At 56.5% G+C, this 20,778-nt stretch carries 19 protein-coding genes; 8 read left to right on the plus strand and 11 right to left on the minus strand.

Annotated elements, in window-relative coordinates; translation table 11 throughout:
- Positions 1–11 precede the first annotated feature (11 nt).
- The 5 genes from tolA (at position 12) to N879_RS06225 (ending at position 4,797) form a co-directional block, all read left to right on the plus strand.
- Positions 12–1,130 carry a cell envelope integrity protein TolA gene (gene tolA / locus N879_RS06205; RefSeq protein WP_022983210.1) on the plus strand — a complete coding sequence of 373 codons (1,119 nt, stop codon included), beginning with the start codon at positions 12–14 and terminating at the stop codon, positions 1,128–1,130.
- A gap of 15 nt (positions 1,131–1,145) precedes the next feature.
- Positions 1,146–2,456, plus strand: coding sequence for a Tol-Pal system beta propeller repeat protein TolB (gene tolB / locus N879_RS06210; protein WP_009454880.1), 1,311 nt, complete (start codon positions 1,146–1,148; stop codon positions 2,454–2,456).
- A gap of 34 nt (positions 2,457–2,490) precedes the next feature.
- Entirely contained in the window at positions 2,491–2,994 is a 504-nt protein-coding gene (pal, locus tag N879_RS06215; RefSeq protein ID WP_009454878.1) for a peptidoglycan-associated lipoprotein Pal, read from the plus strand.
- A gap of 216 nt (positions 2,995–3,210) precedes the next feature.
- Entirely contained in the window at positions 3,211–3,900 is a 690-nt protein-coding gene (gene ybgF, locus N879_RS06220) for a tol-pal system protein YbgF (protein ID WP_022983212.1), read from the plus strand.
- A 90-nt stretch (positions 3,901–3,990) separates the two neighbouring features.
- On the plus strand, positions 3,991–4,797 hold the full coding sequence (locus N879_RS06225) for an alpha/beta fold hydrolase (protein ID WP_009454876.1): 807 nt from the start codon (positions 3,991–3,993) through the stop codon (positions 4,795–4,797).
- 66 nt (positions 4,798–4,863) lie between these two features.
- Here N879_RS06225 and N879_RS06230 read toward each other — a convergent pair whose 3' ends face one another.
- A complete protein-coding gene (locus tag N879_RS06230; RefSeq protein ID WP_009454874.1) occupies positions 4,864–5,355 on the minus strand; it encodes a copper chaperone PCu(A)C in 492 nt (163 codons plus the stop codon).
- A gap of 145 nt (positions 5,356–5,500) precedes the next feature.
- Here N879_RS06230 and N879_RS06235 point away from each other — a divergent pair, with 145 nt between their 5' ends.
- A complete protein-coding gene (locus N879_RS06235) occupies positions 5,501–5,938 on the plus strand; it encodes a PaaI family thioesterase (RefSeq protein ID WP_031232386.1) in 438 nt (145 codons plus the stop codon).
- A gap of 3 nt (positions 5,939–5,941) precedes the next feature.
- Positions 5,942–7,348, plus strand: a complete 1,407-nt coding sequence (locus N879_RS06240) for an MATE family efflux transporter (protein ID WP_009454864.1) — start codon at positions 5,942–5,944, stop codon at positions 7,346–7,348.
- Positions 7,349–7,578: 230 nt separating this feature from the next.
- Here the strand turns inward: N879_RS06240 and N879_RS06245 are convergent, their stop codons facing one another.
- The 8 genes from N879_RS06245 to N879_RS06280 form a co-directional block, all read right to left on the minus strand.
- Positions 7,579–8,658, minus strand: a complete 1,080-nt coding sequence (locus tag N879_RS06245) for a BMP family ABC transporter substrate-binding protein (RefSeq protein ID WP_009454862.1) — start codon at positions 8,656–8,658, stop codon at positions 7,579–7,581.
- Between the two features lie 24 nt (positions 8,659–8,682).
- Positions 8,683–9,600, minus strand: a complete 918-nt coding sequence (locus N879_RS06250) for an ABC transporter permease (RefSeq protein ID WP_009454860.1) — start codon at positions 9,598–9,600, stop codon at positions 8,683–8,685.
- On the minus strand, positions 9,600–10,661 hold the full coding sequence (locus N879_RS06255; RefSeq protein WP_009454858.1) for an ABC transporter permease: 1,062 nt from the start codon (positions 10,659–10,661) through the stop codon (positions 9,600–9,602). Before N879_RS06255 ends, N879_RS06250 begins: the two co-directional genes overlap by 1 nt.
- Positions 10,648–12,234 (minus strand): ABC transporter ATP-binding protein, encoded by a 1,587-nt coding sequence (locus tag N879_RS06260; protein ID WP_080748106.1) that lies wholly within the window; start codon positions 12,232–12,234, stop codon positions 10,648–10,650. Before N879_RS06260 ends, N879_RS06255 begins: the two co-directional genes overlap by 14 nt.
- Before the next feature lie 86 nt (positions 12,235–12,320).
- Positions 12,321–12,512 carry a YqaE/Pmp3 family membrane protein gene (locus tag N879_RS06265; protein WP_009454854.1) on the minus strand — a complete coding sequence of 64 codons (192 nt, stop codon included), beginning with the start codon at positions 12,510–12,512 and terminating at the stop codon, positions 12,321–12,323.
- Positions 12,513–12,646: 134 nt separating this feature from the next.
- Complete coding sequence (locus tag N879_RS06270; RefSeq protein ID WP_009454851.1) at positions 12,647–13,633, minus strand: diaminopimelate dehydrogenase; 987 nt, start codon at positions 13,631–13,633, stop codon at positions 12,647–12,649.
- A 63-nt stretch (positions 13,634–13,696) separates the two neighbouring features.
- On the minus strand, positions 13,697–14,332 hold the full coding sequence (gene leuE, locus N879_RS06275) for a leucine efflux protein LeuE (RefSeq protein WP_022983215.1): 636 nt from the start codon (positions 14,330–14,332) through the stop codon (positions 13,697–13,699).
- Positions 14,333–14,478: 146 nt separating this feature from the next.
- Positions 14,479–16,002: an acetyl-CoA hydrolase/transferase family protein gene (locus tag N879_RS06280; protein ID WP_009454847.1), complete on the minus strand. Its 1,524-nt coding sequence runs from the start codon at positions 16,000–16,002 to the stop codon at positions 14,479–14,481.
- Positions 16,003–16,265: 263 nt separating this feature from the next.
- Between N879_RS06280 and N879_RS06285 the strand changes: the two genes are divergently transcribed.
- A complete protein-coding gene (locus N879_RS06285; RefSeq protein WP_009454845.1) occupies positions 16,266–17,174 on the plus strand; it encodes a LysR family transcriptional regulator in 909 nt (302 codons plus the stop codon).
- Positions 17,175–18,454: 1,280 nt separating this feature from the next.
- On the opposite strand, the gene ahpF is transcribed toward N879_RS06285, so the two are convergent.
- Positions 18,455–20,047, minus strand: a complete 1,593-nt coding sequence (ahpF, locus tag N879_RS06290; RefSeq protein ID WP_009454843.1) for an alkyl hydroperoxide reductase subunit F — start codon at positions 20,045–20,047, stop codon at positions 18,455–18,457.
- Between the two features lie 116 nt (positions 20,048–20,163).
- Positions 20,164–20,727, minus strand: a complete 564-nt coding sequence (gene ahpC / locus N879_RS06295) for an alkyl hydroperoxide reductase subunit C (RefSeq protein ID WP_009454841.1) — start codon at positions 20,725–20,727, stop codon at positions 20,164–20,166.
- Positions 20,728–20,778 lie beyond the last annotated feature (51 nt).

The following is a 20,778-nucleotide window of genomic DNA, read 5'->3' on the forward strand; positions in this document are numbered from 1 at the left end:
ACCTGAACTGAATGAAGCACAGAACACGCAATACCCGCAATCAGGCGCTGCGCTCGCCTGAGCAAAAGGAAGATCGGCGCGGCTTGCTCATCGCCCTGGGTCTGCACGGGCTGTTGCTGCTCGCCATTTTGGCGGGAGCCCTTTTTTCTGCACCCAAGACACCCAATGCGGTGCAGGTCGAATTGTGGATGGACGGTGTCGCACCCGATGCGGCCATCAATGCTGATCCCGAAGCCCCCGAGGCCGAACCCGAGCCGCAGCCTGAGCCTGAGCCGGCTCCAGAGCCAGAACCCAAGCCCGAGCCCAAACCTGAACCTCCTCCGGCTCCCAAGCCGCCTCCAGAGCCTGAAAAGGTCACCCCTCCTGCTGAACCTGAGGTTGATCCCGAGATCGCCCTGGAGCAGGCTCGCAAGGAACGCGAGAAAAAAGAGCGTGAAGAAAAGCTGGAACAGGAACGCAAGGAAAAACAGCGTCAGGACAAGCTAGCCGCTGAACGTCGCGAACGCGAACAAAAGGAAAAGCAGGAACAGGAACGCAAGGAAAAAGCTGAAGCTGAAGCAAAAGCCAAGGCAGAAGCAGAGCGCAAGGCTAAAGCAGAAGCCGACGCGAAAGCCAAGGCCGATGCCGAACGCAAGGCTAAAGCCGATGCAGAAGCCAAAGCCAAGGCGGATGCCGAAGCTAAAGCCAAAGCAGACGCGGAACGTAAAGCCCGTGCCGAGGCCGCCGCCAAAGCCCGTGCCGATGCCGAGCGCAAGGCCAAAGAAGAAGCATTCCGCCGAGCCATGCGTGAAGGTGCCCCCGGACGTGCCGGTGGTACAGCAGACCGCAACCAGGCCGGTGGCGGTGGTGGTGATGGTGGCTATGCCGCCAAGGTGCGCGCTTGCGTGCAGCCTGGCGTGGTCTACAGCACCCCTGCCCGCTCTGAAGTACGTGGCAACCCTGCACTGCAGTACCGCGTGGACCTGAATGCCGATGGCACGCCTAACCGCGTTCAAATCAAACGATCGTCCGGCATCGCGCAGTTCGATGATGCCGTATCCAAGGGTCTTGCCCGTTGCAGCCCTTTCCCCAAACCGCCTAGCGGGCAGTATCCATCGTATATTGATGGCGAATACCGCATGTTCGATTAATCAGGAGATTGCATAATGACCGCCGCTACCCCAGCCCTGGCGACCTTAGGTCGTCATTGGCGCGCCACGGCCACTGGAGCGTTTGCCCTGGCCGCTGGCATGTTCGCCAGCCAACCGGCCCAGGCCCAACTGCGGGTCGATATATCGGGTGTGGGTGCTACCCAGTACCCCATCGCGATCGCCGATTTTGCTGACAACCCAGCCAGCCAATCGCTAGCTGAAGTTATCCGTGCCGACCTGACCCGTTCGGGTCAATTCCAATTGATCAATGCCACTGGTGCTGGTCTGAATGCAGAAAGCACGATTGCCTACGACGAATGGCGCAATCGCGGTGCCGATTACCTGGCCTATGGTTCGGTTGCCCAGACCGGCGGCCAATATTCCATCAGCTATCGCCTGGTGGATTCGGTCCGTCAAACACAACTGGATGGGGTGGCTTTTGCGGGCAGTGAAAAAGAACTGCGCCGTATTTCCCACCAGATTGCAGACCGGATTTATGAAAAAATTACCGGCGTGCGCGGTGTTTTTTCGACTCGACTGGCCTACGTGTTGCAAACAGGCAACAACTACGAGTTACAAATTGCTGACGCGGACGGGCAAAATCCGCAAGTAATGTTGCGTTCTCGACACTCAATCATCTCCCCAGCCTGGTCTCCTGACGGTAAAAAGCTGGCTTATGTGAGCTTCGAAAACGACAAACCTGTTGTATATGTGCAAACTTTGGCCACCGGTCACCGCGAACCGTTAGCTAATTTCAAGGGTAATAACAGTAGTCCCGCATGGGCTCCCAACGGCAATCAGGTCGCTGTTGTGCTCTCCAGAGACGGTATTTCGCAGATTTACACGCTAAATACGGACGGCTCCGGATTGCGCCGCGTGATGCGTTCTCCCTTGATCGATACTGAACCGAGTTTTATGCCCGATGGCAACTCCCTTGTATTTGTGAGCGATCGTGGTGGTGCTCCCAACATTTACAAAGTAAGCCTGGGTGGTGACGATGCACAGCGCATTACCTTCAACGGGAGTTACAATATTTCACCGGAGGTCTCTGCAGACGGTACTAGGCTTGTATACGTCACACGCAGAAACGGTGCTTTCCGAATTGCCACTCAAGATATGGCATCAGGAGCTGAGCAACTGCTGACGACAGGTCCCGACGATCAGTCTCCGAGTTTCGCCCCTAATGGGATGCAGATCTTATATAGTTCTGTTCAGGGGGGCCGCAGTGTCCTAGCTGTGACATCCGTGGACGGTCGCGTTCGTCAGACCCTCTCGTCTTTGAATGGCAAAGTACGCGAACCCACCTGGGGACCATTTACCAACTGACATCCTGTGTGACTCTTTTTCAAAAGGAATTCAAATGAGCTCGCGCATTCTTAAAAGTCTTACCCTCGCCGTTATGGCTGCCGCCCTTGCTGCTTGCAGCTCGGTTCCTCTGGATCAATCTGGCTCCGGTTCAACCGGCGGTACAGGATCGGACTCTGCCAGCGCAGGCCAGATCATGGACCCCTTCAACCCTCAAAGCCCACTGGCACAACAACGCTCGGTGTTCTTTGACTACGACAGCTACGTGGTTAACGACCAGTACCGTGGCCTGGTAGAAATGCACGCTTCGTACCTGAGCAGCCATCCTCAGCAAACCGTACGTATCGAAGGTAATACCGACGAGCGCGGTGGTGCCGAGTACAACCTGGCTCTGGGTCAGCGTCGTTCCGACGCCGTGGCACGCATGCTGGGTCTGCTGGGCGTAAGCAACAGCCAGATCGAAGCTGTGAGCTTTGGTAAAGAGCGTCCAAAAGCATTGGGTAACACCGAAGCTGATTACGCTGAAAACCGTCGCGCAGACATCGTTTACCAACGATAATTCCTGCATCGACCAAGTGGTTCCGACGCCGTGGCGGTTGTTAACGCCGCGGCGTTTTTTATCGGCGCTGTGCCCGATCCACTGAAAATTCGTTATGCTGGACAGCGGGCTCGCCAGGCCGGCACAAAGCCCCCAGATCACAGCCCCCAACAGAGGGGAAACCGGCAGGTGAGGAGCCTGCGCATTGCGGATGCACATTTTTTAACGGACTTCACTATGCACGCTTATAAAAAGCCTTTTCGTCTCGCGACCGTTGCCCTGTTCGCTACGGCCGCCCTGTTCGCCAGCCTGCCGGCCAAGGCCTTTGCCGATGACGAGGCCCGACGCGCCATTTTGGAGCTGCGGCAGCAAATTCGTCAGATGAACGAGCAAAACACCCAGGCTCGCCTGCAATTGGCTGATCAAATTGATACCCTGCGCTCCGAAGTGGTGTCGCTGCGCGGCCAGGTAGAAAAACTGAGCTGGCAAGCCAGCGGCCAAGGCCAGGCCAATAGCCCGGCTCCCGGCCAGCAAAGCCCTCATGCCGCCGACCCACAAGAACAAGCCGTCTTTGATAGTGCCATGGACGCTTACCGCGCTGGCCAATACAAGCCCGCCGCCGATGCCTTTGCCGGCTTTCTGGCCGCCTACCCCTCCAGCGTTCTGGCTGACGAAGTGCGCTTTTACGAAGGCAGCAGCCTGTACGCTGTCAAAAGCTTCAAGACCTCCATTCAGAAACTCCAGGCTTTTGTGAAGGCCTCCCCACAAAGCCCACGCGCGGCTGATGCCCTGATGGTGACAGCCTCCAGCCAGATCGAACTGAACGATCTGAGCGGTGCCAAAACCACCTTGCAGCGTATCGTCAAGGACTACCCACAATCCGAGGCAGCCGAGACCGCGCGCAGCCGCTTGAAATTGCTGGAATAATCACCCAGCGCGCAGTGCCACAAGGACCGGGTTCAGACCCGGTCTGTTTTTTTCAGGTGGCCCATCCTTGCCTGACCTCTACTGCTTGCCATGACAAACCCTTTTGCCGATTTCTCCACGCTTGAACTGACCGCGCAAGGCTATCGCCACACCTTTGTGGATCAGGGACAAGGCGCACCCGTTTTGCTGATCCACGGTTCCCTGTGCGACTGGCGCTACTGGCGCTGGCAGATCCCCGCCTTTGCTACCCAGTATCGGGTTCTGGCTCCCAGCCTGCGCTCCTACTGGCCCGGAGCACCCAGCCCCGGCCACTTCAGTACGGCGCAACACGCCCAGGACCTGCAGGCCCTGCTGGATCAGCATATTCCTGATGAGAAAGTGCATATCGTGGGGCACTCTCGCGGTGGTCATGTAGCCCTGCTGCTGGCTCAAAGAATGCCCGAGCAGGTGGCCAGCCTGACCCTGGCGGATCCCGGCTTTCCGACTCCCGGTGCCTACTCCTATGCTCCCTTGTTCCAGCAAGTGGCCGAACGCCTGGAACAGGGCGACCGCGATGGTGCCATGGCTTTGTTTGTGGATACGGTCAATGGCTCGGGGACGTGGAAGCAAATGACACGCTGGTTCCGCGAGATGATTCAGGACAACGCCCACACCATGTTGGATCAGCAGCAAGAGCCCAATCAAGGTCCGGACCTGGAGTGGCTCAAGCAGATGAAGGCGCCCTTAAGTTTCATCACAGGCGAAAACAGCCCCACACGCTATCACCACTGCATGGACATCATTCGTCAGTACCGACGCGAAGACCAGATGCATCGCATCCCGCTGGCTGCCCACGGTATGAATCTGGCCAATCCCAAGGCGTTCAACCAGGCGGTGCTGGACGCGCTGCAAGCCTGAAGCCCAATGCAAAACTGGCCGCATGCAGCGGCCAGCTCCCGGTCTCTATCCAAACGCTAATTACGTTTAATAAGCCTGTGTCTTGGCAGGTCGCAACTCGCACTCGGCCTGGACCTGAGTATCGTCCGACAGATGAATGCTCAAGATGATGCGCTCCCCCAGGGCCAAGTCTTCTTTGGCCTGACCCAGCATCACGTGGAAAGCCCCCGGCTTCAGGCTCAATACTCCCCCTGCCGGGATCTCCACCTCGGAGACATGCGACATGCGCGCCATCCCCTCGCTCTCGCTAGTTTGATGCAACATCACATGCCCAAAGGACAATGAGCTGGCTCCTGTCACGGCTACGGACTGCTCACCCTTGTTCTCCAGTTCCAGATAGGCGGCGGAAGGTGTGGGCTCGGGCATCATGCGCACCCAGCATTGGCTGGCATGGACCTGCGTGCTCAAGGCGCGTACCGGTTCGGGCGTGCCATGACCATGGCCTCCATGCCCCTGTGCCATCACGGTGCCAGTTGATGCCAGCAAACTCAAGGCAAACACAATTGCGCTGCGTTTCATGATGCTCCTCGCTTCTTGTTGATCGATTGGAATGGGTCCAGCCCTGAACAGCCGGGCGCCGAACTACCCCGATACGCGGGACGATCTGATACAGTACCAGCCAGTATGCCCTTCTTACAACGGCCTTCTTTTCAGTGACGACGTCATGACCAGCACACAGTCTGCACCCGAGCCTAAAATCGATATTGTTCAGTTTCGTGATCTTCTGGAGCGTCTGCATCCCTTTGCCGCCGTTTTGGGTATTGATGTTGTCCACATAGGCCACGACAACGCCTGTTTGCGCTTGCCCGAGCGCAATGCCCACCAGCGCATGGGCGGCATGGTGGCAGGCCCCATGCTGATGGGGCTGGCTGATCTGGCCTTGTATGCCGCTGTAGTCGGAGCCACGGGCAACCCCGATGCTGTCACCTCCAGCCTGACCATCAATTTCCTGCGCAAGGCCCCTCCCGGCGATATTCTGGCTCATGCCCGGATTCACAAGACCGGCCGTACCTGCGCGGGCGATGTGCTGCTGGAACCGGCCAACGGTGGCCCGGCTGTCGCACAAGTTATCAGCACCTGGTCCCTGCCTCGCGCCAAATAAACCATGTTTGCAAAGTCTCAAACTACCAGCCCGAGCCAGCTCTGGTTGGCGGAGCTGCAATCCTCCCTGCGATTGGGCGGCCCCCTGATTCTGACCAACCTGGCTCAAGTCAGCCTGTTGGCAACCAACCTGATTTACATGGGCCGACTGGGTCCTGATGAGCTGGCTGCCGGTTCACTGTCCGCCAGTCTGTATCAGGCCTTCATGATTTTCAGCATGGGGCTGGTGTCCGCTGTCGTTCCCATGCTGGCCACAACGCTGGGCCGACGACTGCGCAATGTACGCGAATCCCAGCAAATCATCCGTCACGGCTTTCTGACGGCCTTACTGATTACCCTGCCTGCCTGGATTGTGTTGTGGAATGCCGAGCATATCTTGCTGATGATGGGCCAGGACCCCGTTGTCGCGGCGCGCTCGGTCACCTATATGCACACCCTGCAATGGGCTTTGCTGCCCTATCTGGGTTACATCGTGCTGCGCTCCTTCTTGGCCGCCATGGAAAAGCCGGGATGGACTTTGGCGGTGGCCGTCATCGCGATCGGTATCAATGCCGTGCTGGGCTGGCTCCTGGTCTTTGGCAATCTGGGCATGCCCGCCATGGGACTGGCAGGCGCAGGTCTGGCCACTACCTTGTCCAGCTTCTTCATGTTCGCAGGTTTGAGCTGGGTGGTACTGCGGGATCCGCGCTTCCGACGCTACTACCTGTTCAACGATGCCTGGCAGTGGAGTGTGAAGCGTCTGTGGAAAATGTGGGCGCTGGGCATCCCCATTGCGATTACCTTCACCCTGGAGACCCTGGTGTTTTACGCCGCCGTCATGATGATGGGCGTACTGGGGCAATCTGATCTGGCCGCACACGCGATTGCCATGCAGATCTGCTCGGTGTCCTACATGATTCCTTTGGGCTTCAGTCAGGTTGCCACCATCCGTGTGGGGCTGGCCGCAGGCCGGGTCGATCCTTTGGGTGCCCGCCGTGCCGGCTGGATTTCCTACATTCTGGGGGTAGGCTTCATGGGACTGGCGGCTCTGGTATTCTGGTTCGCCCCCTTGACCCTGATTGGCCTGTTTCTGGATCTGGATGTCGCCGAAAACCAGACCGTTATTCAGTTGGCCATTACCTTCCTGGCGCTGGCCGCGCTGTTTCAGATCAGTGATGGTGCTCAGGCCGTGGCTGCAGGGATGCTACGCGGCCTGCATGACACGCGCATACCCATGCTGCTGGCCTTGCTAGGGTATTGGGTGCTGGGCGTTCCTACGGGCTCTTTGCTGGCCTTCCAGTTCAATATGGGCGGGATGGGAATCTGGATCGGGCTGGTGACAGGTTTGTCTGTAGTTGCCGTGCTGATGACGCTGCGCTGGATGCGGGCATCGACACGCTTGGGCCGCAAGCGGCCTGCACAGGCAGCATAGTTCTGAGGTCGGTTCCATAGATCAATTTTGCATGGCGACTCTGTATTGCAGCTCTGTGCGTCAGCCTTGTCTTCCTGAACGGATGACAAACCAGACCCGAAGCAAACACCGAACAAGCTCAGACTTTACCCAAGCTACAGCGTGAAAAGCTACACACGCCACCTACAACAAAGCCCCTTGTCGGACTTTCCGACAAGGGGCTTTTGTTTATCTACAGACTGCAGGGCAGCTTATTGCTTGGGCAGTTTGCTGGCCACGCCTTCCACGTAGTAATCCATGCGGTTCAAGGCATCGTCATCCAGGAAACCGGACTCCAGACGCACCTTGCCATCGTTGTCCTTGATAGGAGCGGCAAAAGGTTGCAGTGTGCCAGCCACGATCTCGGCCTGTTTGGCCAGAACGAACTCTTTCACGTCAGCAGGCACTTCAGGACCGAAGCCTTCCAAAGCAGCCATACCGGACTTCAGGCCACCCCAGGTGCTGTCGTTCTGCCATTTGCCATCCAGAACTTCAGTGGCTTTGCGAGTGAAGTAATCACCCCAGTGGTGGGTCACGGCAGCCAGTTGGGCTTTAGGACCGAACTTGCTCATGTCGGAGTGGTAGGCAATCGCGTACTTGCCAGCTTCTTCAGCCGCTTGCACGGTGGCGGTGGAGTCGGTGTGGTGAGTCACCACGTCCGCGCCCTGACCCAGCAGCGTGACCGCTGCGTCACGCTCTTTACCTGGGTCGTACCAGCTATTGGCCCAAACCACGCGCACTTGGGCTTCGGGGTTCACGCTCTTCAAGCCGATGGCAAAAGCGTTGATGCCTTGCAGCACTTCAGGAATGGGGTGAGCACCCACGTAACCGACCACATTGGACTTGGTCATCTTGCCGGCCAATACGCCAGCCAGGTAACGGGACTCGTAGAAACGGGCGTTGGTGGTGGCCACGTTAGGAGCCGTCTTGTAGCCGGTGGAGTGCACGAACTTCACGTCCGGAAACTGCTTGGCCACTTTCTGCGTCTGGTTCATGTAGCCAAACGAAGTGGTGAAGATCAGCTTGTTGCCTTGCTGAGCCAGATCGCGAATGACGCGCTCTGCGTCTGCACCTTCAGGCACGTTTTCTACGTACTGAGTGACCACGCGGCCTTTCAGGGCCTCTTCCATTTCACGACGGCCAATGTCTTGCTGCCAGGTCCAGCCGGCTTCACCGATAGGGCTGACATACACAAAACCGATTTTCAGGGGTTCTTGATCGTTTGCCTGAGCGGACACAGGCAAGGCGGCCAGGGGGGAAGCGATGGCAGCGGCCAAAAGAGCCTTGCGCATAAAGTTTCCAGTCATGTCAGTCCTCTAGTTGTTGGGATTGAAGTTTTTGCCAAGCGATGCAGGCATATTCAACCTGATCCAGTTAGCGTTTCGGGAAATTAAAACCAGCACAATAATCGTGGCCAGATACGGCATCATGGCCAGCAATTGCGAGGCTACCGGAACACCCAGAGCCTGCGCATGATAGGTCAGGATCGTGACCCCACCAAACAAGTAAGCGCCCAGCATGACGCGCCAGGGACGCCAGGTTGCAAACGTCGTCAGCGCCAACGCAATCCAGCCGCGCCCGGCAACCATATTCTCGACCCACATGGGCGTGTAAACCAGACAGATGAAGGCACCGGCCAGACCGCAGCAGGCACCACCAAACATCAAGGCACCCAGGCGAATGTAGCGCACGTTGTAGCCCAGCGAGTGCGCCGAGGCAGGCGATTCACCCACCGCGCGCAGCACCAGACCGGAGCGGGTACGAGTCAGGAACCAGGCCACGGCAATACACAGCACCCAGGACACATAGACCATGTAATGCTGCTGGAAAAAAGCAGGACCGATCAGGGGAATATCTTTCAGCACGGGAATGGACAGCTTGGTCACGACCAGGGAGTTGCCGGTAAAGGGCAAGCCAATATAGGCCGAGGCCCCTACCCCGAATAAGGACAGGGCCAAACCACAAGCCACCTGATTCGCGCCCAGCCAGACGGTCAGCCAGGCAAAGGCGGCTGCCATGACCATGCCAACCACCGCGCCCAGCACAAAACCCAAAGCAGGGCTGCCGGTTTGCACGGCCACCGCAAAGCCCACAATGGCCGCCATCAGCATCATGCCTTCCGAGCCCAGATTGATGACGCCCGACTTTTCATTAATCAGCAAACCCAAGGCTGCCAGGAGCAAAGGGGTGCCTGCGTTGATGGTTGCGGCGAGCAAAGGTGCAATCGCGTCCATTACTTTCTCCAGACCAAACGCTTGGTGATGAGCACGTCACAAGCCAACAAGGAAAACAAGAGGATGCCCTGGAAAATGCCGGTAATCGCATTGGGCAAGCCCAAACGACTTTGGGCCAATTCCCCACCGATATAGAGCAAGGACATCACAAAAGAGGAAAAAATCAGTCCCAGCGGGTGCAGTCGCCCCACAAAGGCCACAATAATGGCCGCAAAACCATAGCCGGGAGATATCGAAGGGGTCAGTTGCCCAACCGGGCCCATGACTTCTGCTGCACCAGCCAGACCGGCCAAGGCCCCCGAAATCAGCAAGGAACTCCACAAGGCTTTACGGGAGGAAAAACCGGCGTAACGAGCAGCCAATGGGGCCATACCCCCCACGCGCAAGCGGAAACCGGCCATGCTGCGTGTCAGGAAAAGCCAGGCCGCCACCGACGCAATCACTGCCAGCACAATACCGCTATGCAAGCGCGTGCCGGGCAAGACCGCGGGCAACAAAAAGCCGTCCGAGAACAGGCTGGACTGCGGGAAACCAAAACCATCGGGATCGCGCAAGGCACCGTGCACCAGATAGCTGAGCAAGTGCTGAGCCACATAGACCAGCATCAGGGAAACCAGAATCTCGTTGGCATTGAAGCGATCTTTCAGGAAAGCCACGATAGCAGCCCAGGCCATGCCGCCCAGCATGCCGCAGGCCAAAGCCACGGTAATCAGGAAAAAACCACCGTTATCGCCATCGTCCACGTGCAGAATAAAGGCCCCGGCTGCCAAGGCGCCCATCACCAACTGCCCTTCCGCCCCGATATTGAAAATATTGGCTCTGAAACAGATGGCCAGACCGACCGAGATCAGCAGCAAGGGCACCAGTTTGACGCCCACCTCAGCCCAACCATTCAGATCACGCAAAGGCTCCAGAAAAAATACGTTCAAGCCCGCCAGAGGATTCTTGCCCAGCGACCAGAACAAGGTTCCGGCGACCACCATGGTCAGCAAGACAGCCAGCAAAGGGGAGCACCAGGCCATCAAGGTAGAGGGCGTGGCACGAGTCTCAAGCCTGAGCATGTTCACCCTCCTCCCACAAACCGCTCATCCATTGCCCAATCTGATCAACACTGGCTTGCGCCACGGGAATAGAGGGAGACATACGACCTTTGGAGATAACAATCAGGCGATCGGCAATCGCAAACAATTCATCCAGCTCTTCAGAGATGACCAGCAAGGCACAGCCCGCATCGCGCAGGGCCAGCAGCTCGGCGTGGATCTGGGCGGCAGCCCCTACGTCCACACCCCAGGTGGGCTGGGCAATGACCAGAATGCGCGGCTGACGGGTGACTTCACGGCCAATAATGTACTTTTGCAGGTTCCCGCCTGACAGGCTGTTGGCAGCGGCCTGCTCGTTGGAAGTCTTGACGCGGAAACGCTTGATAATCCCGCCTGCCAGACGGCGAATGCTGGGAAAACGCAGAAAACCGCGCTTCACCGTTTCCGGGTTCTGATGAGACAGCAGCAGGTTCTGAGCCAATGACAATTCCGGCACAGCACCGCGTCCCAAGCGTTCTTCAGGTACGAAGCCCATGCCCTGATCTCGTCGCCAAGCCGCATCGCGTTGGGCAATCGCCTGACCATCCAGCAAAATCATGTCTGCCCGTGCGCGGGTATCTTCACCTGACAAGGCAGCCAGCAACTCCTGCTGACCATTACCGGAAATACCCGCCACCCCCAGAATTTCGCCCTGGTGCAGATCAAAACTGACATCCTGCAATTCACAGGCAAAAGGATGGGATTTGCTTAACTGCAGATTACGCACCTGCAAGAGCGTCCCGCCTTGTTGCATGCTGCGTTCACCCAGAGACTGAGGCTCGGCACCAATCATCAGGCGCGACAGGCTGGCCGTGGTTTCTTCGCGAGGGTCGCAATAGCCGGTGACCTTGCCCATACGCATGACCGTACAGGCATTGCACAGCTCACGGATTTCATCGAGCTTGTGGCTGATATAGACAATGCTGCAACCCTCAGCAGCCAGTTGACGCAAAGTGCCAAACAAGCGGCGTACTGCCTGCGGGGTCAATACCGAGGTTGGCTCATCCAGAATCAGCAGCTTTGGCTTGCCCAGCAAGGCACGCACAATTTCAACCCGCTGGCACTCGCCCACGGACAAAGTATGGATATGACGTTGGGGGTCCAGATCCAGACCATATTGACTGGCCGTTTCACTAATTCGACCAGCCAGCTCCTGCATATTGGTCGAAGCAGGCAAGCCCAATGCAATGTTTTCCGTGACAGTCAAGGTGTCAAACAAGGAAAAATGCTGGAACACCATACCGATGCCCAACTGTCGGGCCGCCGCCGGACTGCTGATCTGGACGGGCTGGCCGTCCCACAGAATCTGGCCCTGGTCGGGTTTGACCACACCGTAGATGATCTTCATCAAGGTGGATTTACCCGCGCCATTCTCCCCCAGCACGGCATGAATCTGCCCCGGCAGGATAGAGAGGGAAATATTGTCGTTGGCTACCACCGCCGGATAGGCCTTGGTGATATTGCGAAGTTCCAGGCGTGGCACAGCCTTGGGGTCTACGGATACCGTTTGCTCACCGGACTCAGAAGAATGGCCCACGGGAGACGATAGGGTCATGGCTGTATCAGCAAAAAAGTATAAAACGCCCGAGCAAGCGCATCATGGCCTGCTCAGACGTGCAAAAAGGAAGGAAAACCTAGGGCTTAACGCTTGCCCAGGGCTTGTTCAATTTTCTTGTCAGTTTTGTATTGGCTAAGAGAATATACCGCCCAAATAGCGGCCGGTATCCATCCAATGACGGTCAACTGCAGAATCAGGCAAATAATGCCCGCTACAGGTCGACCGATCGTGAAAAAGACCAACCAGGGCAGAAGCAGTGCGATCAATAAGCGCATGAGAACACTCAATGTAGTGAGGAATGGGCGCTATTTTACCCTTTATTGACCCACTGAATCATTTGTGCGCAAACCAGCAAGACCTGCGGCCCGACTCAGGCAAGCTGAGCCGGGCCGCAGCCTGAAACCAGGATTTACAGCAATTCTTTGCGTAATTGCGCAGGCGATTTAGGCGACAACAGGCCAGGGGCCACGTCCAACACGGACTGGGCACCGATTTGACCTTGCTGGTTCATGCGGTAAGCCGCACGCGCGTAGGCAACCAGCACACTGGAGGTAAATTCCGGGTTGCTGCCCAGGTTCAAGGCGTATTCAACCACTTGTTGCGAACCCGCGCCGGACTGACCGCTACGAATCACAAAACCACCGTGAGGCATTGCCGCGTGATCGCGTGCCAGGGTTTCAGCGTCAATGAAGTTGACTTCCGTGTCGTAGTCCGCGAAGTAATCGGGCATGGTCACAATGGCTTCACGTACGGCGTCGGCGCTGGCGCCCTCTTCCAGGACCACAAAGCACTGACGCTTGTGTTTTTCACGGGTGCTCAGCTCGGGCTGCTCCCCGTTGCGCACACGCTGTACCGCTGCTTCGATAGGCAAGGTGTATTGCACACCACCGGCTACACCGGCCACACGGCGGATGGCATCGGAGTGACCTTGACTCAAGCCTTTGCCCCAGAAGGTGTACGTTTGGCCAACAGGCAAGACACACTCGCCATACAAGCGATTCAGCGAAAACAGGCCTGGATCCCAACCCACCGCGATCAAGGCGGTCGTGCCTGCGCCTTTGGCGGCGGCATCCACGGCTTCGTAGTACTCAGGGATACGGGCGTGGGTATCAAAGCTGTCTACCGTCGTGAACCAGCGGGCCAAGGCCGGGCCTTGTTCGGGCAGGTCATTTTTAGAGCCACCACAGAGAATCAGCACGTCAATATCATTGCGGTACTGTTCGATCTGGTCCAGGGCGCGCACGGGCACGCCTGCACTTTGCAGACGCAGGGAAGCAGGGTCACGACGAGTAAAAACGCTGACCAGCTCCATGTCCGGGTTTTGTGCCAGGGCCAGCTCTACGCCTCGCCCTAAATTGCCGTAACCTGCAATACCGACACGGATTTTGCTACTCATGGTGTTTTCCTTAAAACTGATAAATAAGTGCTGTCAGAACTGCTGCGCTCTGAAGCAACTGGCTTAGTCGCTGATCATACGGGCGGCAAAGCCCATGAACAGCAGCCCCACCGAGCCATTGCCCATCCGGGACAGACGCTGATGGCGTCGGAAAATTCCTGCCAGGCGATCTCCGCCAAAAATCAGCAAAGACAAATAACAAATGCTGATCAGTTCCACCACCAGGCCCAGCAACATAAAGGCCAGGCCCGTGTAACCTTTGGACGGGTCCACAAATTGCACGAAGAAGGACAGGAAGAACAAGATGGCCTTGGGGTTCAACAAACTCAGGAGCAAGGCCTTGCGAAAGCGGGTTTCGTGACGCAAACGCGTGTCCACAGACTGAACCGGGCCACCTTGCCTGAAGGCCGACTGTAAAAGCCGCACACCCAAATACAGCAAATAGGCCGCACCCAGCCAGCGTATGCCCATATACAACATGGGCAGCGTCTTGAGCAGCGAGGCAGCGCCCAGGGCCGTCAGCGTCATCAAAATGCCGTCGCCCACGACCACGCCCAAGGCTGCTTTATAGCCTTCGCGCACGCCATGTCCGGCGCCACTGGCCAGGACGTATAAAGAATTGGGTCCGGGCAAAAGCACGATAAACACCGTACCCACCACAAAGGCCCAGAAATTGACAATACCGATTTGTTCGAACACGCTGGCCTCGCTAAACGCAGCAGAATCCGCAATTTTAGCGCTAAAAAAATGCCCCTGGCACGGGTGGAATGCCAGGGGCGATCAGGTCAATTTGTAAGGTCTGCGCTGCCGGACTGACTCGGCTACGCATTACCAGACCTGATGGACTACGCAGTCGCAAGTTCCTGGGTCTGGAATTGCTCCTGTTTCATGGTGCCTGCTTGCTGGAAACGAACGTGCCAGGACAAGGCCTCTTCCAGGATGTGGGGCGTGTGGCCACCACGTTTGCTGGCGCGCTCAAGATAGTCCAGCAAAGCAGGACGGTAGTCGGGGTGGGCACATTTTTCGATGATGACGCGGGCACGTTCACGAGGAGCCAAACCGCGCAAATCAGCCAGGCCCCATTCGGAGACCAGCACGGCCACATCATGCTCGCAGTGGTCTACGTGCGACACCATAGGCACCACACTGGAGATGGCGCCATCCTTGGCGACGGACTTGCTGACAAAAATGGACAGGTGCGCATTACGGGCGAAGTCGCCGGAACCGCCAATGCCATTCATCATATGGGTGCCACAGACGTGCGTGGAGTTCACGTTGCCGTAGATATCAAATTCCAGGGCGGTGTTGATCGCGATAATGCCCAGACGACGCACCAGCTCAGGGTGATTGCTAATTTCCTGTGGACGCAGCACCAGCTTGTCGCGGTAGTTTTCCAGGCCTTCCAGGAACTGCGCCATCTTGGGAGCAGACAGAGTCAAGGACGAAGCCGAGGCAAAGCTCAACTGGCCGGAGTCCAACATGGCAATTGCGCTGTCCTGCAAGACTTCCGAGTACATCCTCAGGTCGGTGAAGGGAGAATCCAGCAAGCCGTAAGTCACGGCATTGGCAATCGTACCGATTCCCACCTGCAAGGGCAGCAGGGAGTGGCTCATACGGCCAGCGTCTACTTCGCCTTTCAGGAATTCAATAATGTGACCGGCAATTGCCTGGGTTTCTTCATCAGGTGGCAGCACGCTGGAGGGGCTGTCCAAAGCGTCGGTCACCACAATACCCACGATGCGGGAAGGATCCACCTGAATGGCGGTGGTACCAATACGCTGGTCCACATCCGTCAGTTCAATAGGCTGACGGTTGGGGCGGGCCTCGGGCACATAGATATCGTGCAAGCCTTCCATTTCCACTGGCATGCTCAGGTTCAGCTCAACAATGATTTGTTTGGCTTGCTGGGCAAAGCTGGCCGAGTTGCCTACCGAGGTCGTCGGCACAATTGCGCCGGTTTCTGTAATGGCAACCGCTTCAATGACAGCGATGTCAATGGCAGGCAGGTTGCCCGAACGCATGTGCTCCACCGTCAGGGACAAGTGCTGATCGGTAAACAGGACCTTGCCTTCATTAATATGACGGCGCAGCACCGAGTCCACTTGAAACGGCGAGCGGCGGGCCAGCACACCGGCCTCGGCCATCATGCCGTCGCTATCATTACCCAGCGAAGCGCCGGTAACCACATTCAGTTTTAATTGCTCGGTCTGGGCGCGCTCGGCCAAGGCACGAGGCATGACCTTACAGTCCCCTGCACGGGTAAAACCGCTCATCCCGACATTCATCCCGTCTTTGAAGAAGGCGACTGCCTCCTGAGCGGTCATGACTTTGCCTTCCAATTCGGGGGAACGAATGCGATCCTTGAACATCGTGTGCTCCTGTCTCTGTGTCATTGATCTACCTGTTGTTGCTTTCGGAAGGAGCCAGGGCCGAAAGCGCCAGGCGAAATCTTCACGCAACAGAACGACATCACGCTTTAAAAATAGGGGCTGTACAAGCCGGAGATAAAAAGCCGAAATCGCCCTGACAACAGGCGTTTATGTTTTTTGAACAAAGCCAGCATAGCATCGCCATAATGAATAAAATAACTCCCAAGAAGTCGTAAAAGTCATAGACAAAAGGCCTGCCAATCATGGACATCCGATCCTTGCGATACTTCATTGAAACCGTTAAACATCAAAGCTTTACGCAAGCTGCGCAGAGCCTGAACGTGACGCAATCGACCATCAGCAAGATGGTGAAGCAGCTGGAAGATGAGCTGGGCGAGCCCCTGCTGATTCGCGATCATCGTCAATTGCAGCTGACCGATTGCGGCAAGGTAGTACTGGAGCGGGGGCAGGAAGTTCTGCAGAGCATGCAGGGCTTGCTGCGAGAGGTTCACGAAGTTCAGGCCTTGCAACGCGGCCGCCTGGATCTGGGTATTCCGCCCATGATTAATGTGCTGTTTACGGAAGTGCTCAAGACTTTCAAAAACCGGCATCCGCAGATCGAGCTGATTCTGCATGAAGAAACCGGCATGGGGATTGAGCGTATGGTTGCGGCGGGCACGGTTGAAATGGGGCTGAGTATTTTGCCTTTGGGGCCGGAGCTGAATGTATCGGCTACCCCCGTGGCCAAGCATGCGGTTTGGGCGATTGGCCATAAAGATACGCTGACCGGTGCGCAAAAGAAGATCAAGCTACGGGAGTTGGAGAAACATCCTTTGATATTCCTGGGCGAAGACTATGCCCTGACCCGTATGTTGCGGCGTGCGTTCGCCCATGCGGGCTTGCGGGCGAATATTGCGGCGCAAAGCAATCAATGGGATTGGGTGGCTTCCATGGCACAGGCGGGAATGGGAGTCGCTTTGTTGCCCCAGCCGTTTCTTTCTCGGCTGGAACCGGGGGATTGGGTTGCCAAAGAAGTGGTGGAACCGGCCTTGAACTGGGAAGTGGCGCTACTGTGGAATGGGCGGTATCTGTCGCAGGCGGCCAGAGCATGGCTGCAGGTTTGTACGGATGTATTGGGTGGGAACTGGCCGGAGCTTGAAGGGGATTTATAGCAGGACTATTTATTAGCCCTTGAATGCTCATCGTGTACTCGACACTAGGCCAAGGCCGGCCCAATCGCATTGAATTGCCATGTACATGCAGGAGCATGTCTTTCTTATGTGATGTCGTTTCGGTTTGGAAGAGCCTGGATTAATGAATAGGCAATCTCTGTAAAGCACCACTACTGCGGCCTGCGGGGGTGCCGGGCTTGACCACTTGCCGACGCTGCGCGTCGGTACCCTTGTCATAAAGACAGGACGGGCGCATTCTGAACTCGCGCGATAGCTCGTCCCCCGGACGAGCTATAAGCGTCGCGCTCAAACAGCAGAATGCTTGCATCCCGCCCTGTCTTTCTGCCCGCGGCAAGTAGTCTGAATCGCCCCGCGCCCCCGCAGGCCGCAGCAGTGGTTTATAGCGTCAGCAAGCATTAAACCAACTTCTAAGCCTGAGACGGTGTATGCAGTGAGGAAGTATTTACATGTAGAGCTGAATCACAAATCAGCATCGGCACATTCAAATTAGAGCAAGATGATCATGATTGGCCACTGCATCAAAAAACATGTGGGCGGGTAGGTGCTTAGTTGCCAGACAAGCAGATCGACTGACAAGTAAACACGAAGAAATAAATGGACAGACAGCCAAATAGACAAGCAGACAGGTAGGTAGGTAGGTAGGTAGGTAGGTAGGTAGGTAGGTAGACCAACAGAAAACAAGAAACCCCGCCAATTTAGCGTCCATCAACAGCTAGTTGGCAGGATCATGACCATCTGCTCAGGACACATCACAAACCGCCAGTTGTCTCCACATGGAACATAGGAAATCAAACACCTCTTTTGTTCCACATCCCTGCCAATTTCTCGTACATGAAACGACTGAAAAATCGCGCCATCTCATGCATCGAGCCGCTCAAGCCGTCTGCCCCTGCCTCGGGGCGATTCAGACTGCTTGCCGCGGGCTGTTCTGGAATCCGGGATGCAAGCCCTGTGCTGTTTGAGCGGAACGCTTGTACTTGGTCCGGGGGACCAAGTACGCCGCGAGTTCACAGGGCGCCCGGATTCCAGAACAGACAAGGGCACCGGTGCGCAGCACCGGCAAGTAGTCAAGCCCCGAGGCAGGGGCAGACGGCTTGAGCGGCGTCTTTCCTGAGACGACTTTTCTCAAAGAACGGGATCTATGCTGAAGCATTCCCGATACACAACAACTACTTGTCACCCCACCCACAGACAAAAAAAAGAACCACCCCAAAACAGGGTGGCCCTCTTGAACAGCCAGGTCCAACAATCAGAAATAATTAAGCAGTCACCTTCTCTGCTGCCGGCTCTTCAACTTCAGCCGAACTACGGATCAGGTAATCAAAAGCGCTCAACGCAGCCTTGGCACCTTCACCAGCAGCAATCACGATCTGCTTGAAAGGCACGGTCGTCACATCACCCGCTGCAAACACACCAGCCAGCGAAGTCGCACCGCGAGCATCAACCTCGATCTCGCCATGACGCGACAAACCTACATCGCTGCCCTTCAACCATTCCGTGTTGGGCACCAGACCGATCTGAACAAATACACCATCCAGCTTCAGGCTCTTGGCTTCCTGAGTAGCACGGTCCAGGTAATTCAGACCCACCACCTTGGTGCCATCACCCAGAACTTCAGTGGTCTGAGCCTGCATGATGATCGTCACATTAGGCAAGCTGCGCAGCTTGGTCTGCAAGACCTGGTCAGCACGCAAGGCATCACCGAACTCGATCAAGGTAACGTGCTTGACCAAACCAGCCAGGTCAATTGCCGCCTCAACGCCGGAGTTACCACCGCCAACCACCGCCACATCCTTGCCCTTGAACAAAGGACCATCACAGTGCGGGCAGTACGCCACACCACGGTTACGGTAATCCTGCTCACCAGGCACATTCAGTTCGCGCCAGCGGGCACCAGTAGCCAGAATTACGGACTTGGCTTTGAGCTGAGCACCGCCATCCACATCCACAATGACCTGCTTGCCTTCACGACGAATGCCCTTGGCGCGATGCAGATTCATGATGTCCACATCGTAGGCTTTGACGTGCTGCTCCAGCGCCGTTGCAAACGCAGGACCATTAGTCTCGACCACCGAGATGTAGTTCTCGATCGACATGGTGTCCAGAACCTGGCCACCAAAACGCTCGGCCAATACACCCGTACGAATACCCTTGCGAGCGGCGTACACAGCAGCGGCAGCACCTGCAGGACCACCACCCACAATCAGCACATCAAACTCGTCCTTGGCATTCAAGGCTTCGGCACGAGCCGAGTTATCGCCCGTATCCAGTTTGGCCAGCAACTCTTCAGCACTGGCACGGCCTTGATGGAACATTTCGCCATTCAAGAACACGGCCGGAACCGACATGATGTTGCGCTGCTGAACCTCGTCCTGGAACAGGGCACCGTCAATCGCCACGTGCTTGATACGTGGGTTGATCACGGACATGGCGTTCAAGGCCTGCACCACGTCAGGACAGTTCTGGCACGACAGCGAGAAATACGTTTCAAAAACAAAGTCGCCGGGCAGATTACGGATCTGCTCAATCACAGCGGCATCCAGTTTGATCTCGTGGCCACCCACTTGCAGCAGGGCCAGGATCAAAGAGGTAAATTCGTGTCCCATCGGGATACCCGCAAAGCTCACGCTAATGTCGGTACCGGGACGGTTAATTTTGAAGGAAGGCTTGCGCTCTTGCGCATCCGCATCTTCGCGATAGCTGGTCTTGTCGGACAGACCATCAATTTCTTGCAACAGTTCGCGCAGCTCGACGGACTTGGCGCCAGTATCCAGCGTCGCAACGATCTCGATCGGTTGCGTGATCTTCTCGAGGTATGCCTTCAATTGAGTTTTGATGTTTGCATCTAACATGTGAAACGCCCTTTATCCTGTACTGAACGAAACAACTTGAGGTGCCTGAACCGGTCAGGCACCGGGGTGGCGGCGCAGCGCGCCGACCACCGCTAAAGACCCGTGTTTAAAAGGTCTTAGATCTTGCCAACCAGATCCAGGGAAGGAGTCAGCGTCTTGGCGCCTTCTTCCCATTTAGCTGGGCAAACTTCACCGGGGTGAGCGGCGATGTACTGAGCAGCTTTAACTTTGCGCAGCAGTTCGGAAGCCACACGGCCGATACCGTTGTCGTGGATTTCCAGGACCTTGATTTCGCCTTCTGGGTTCACCACGAACGTACCGCGCAGAGCGATACCTTCCTCTTCGATCAGCACGTCAAAGTTGCGCGACAGCTGATGAGTTGGGTCACCGATCATTGGGTAGTTAACTTTGCTGATGGCTTCCGAAGTGTCGTGCCATGCTTTGTGAGCAAAGTGAGTGTCGGTGGACACCGAGTAAATTTCTACGCCCATTTTCTGGAATTCGGCGTAGTGGTCAGCCAGGTCTTCCAGTTCGGTTGGGCAAACAAACGTGAAGTCGGCTGGGTAGAAAACGAAAACAGCCCACTTACCGGCAACGGTTTCGTTGCTGACTTCGATAAATTTGCCGTTGTGAAAAGCTTGTGCTTTAAAAGGTTTGATGACGGTGTTGATCAAAGACATATTTGCTCCGGTGAGTGATTAATCATTGACAGTAAAGCCATTATAGGAAGC

This window comes from Alcaligenes sp. EGD-AK7, from assembly GCF_000465875.3.
Classification (GTDB): Bacteria; Pseudomonadota; Gammaproteobacteria; order Burkholderiales; family Burkholderiaceae_B; genus Alcaligenes; species Alcaligenes phenolicus.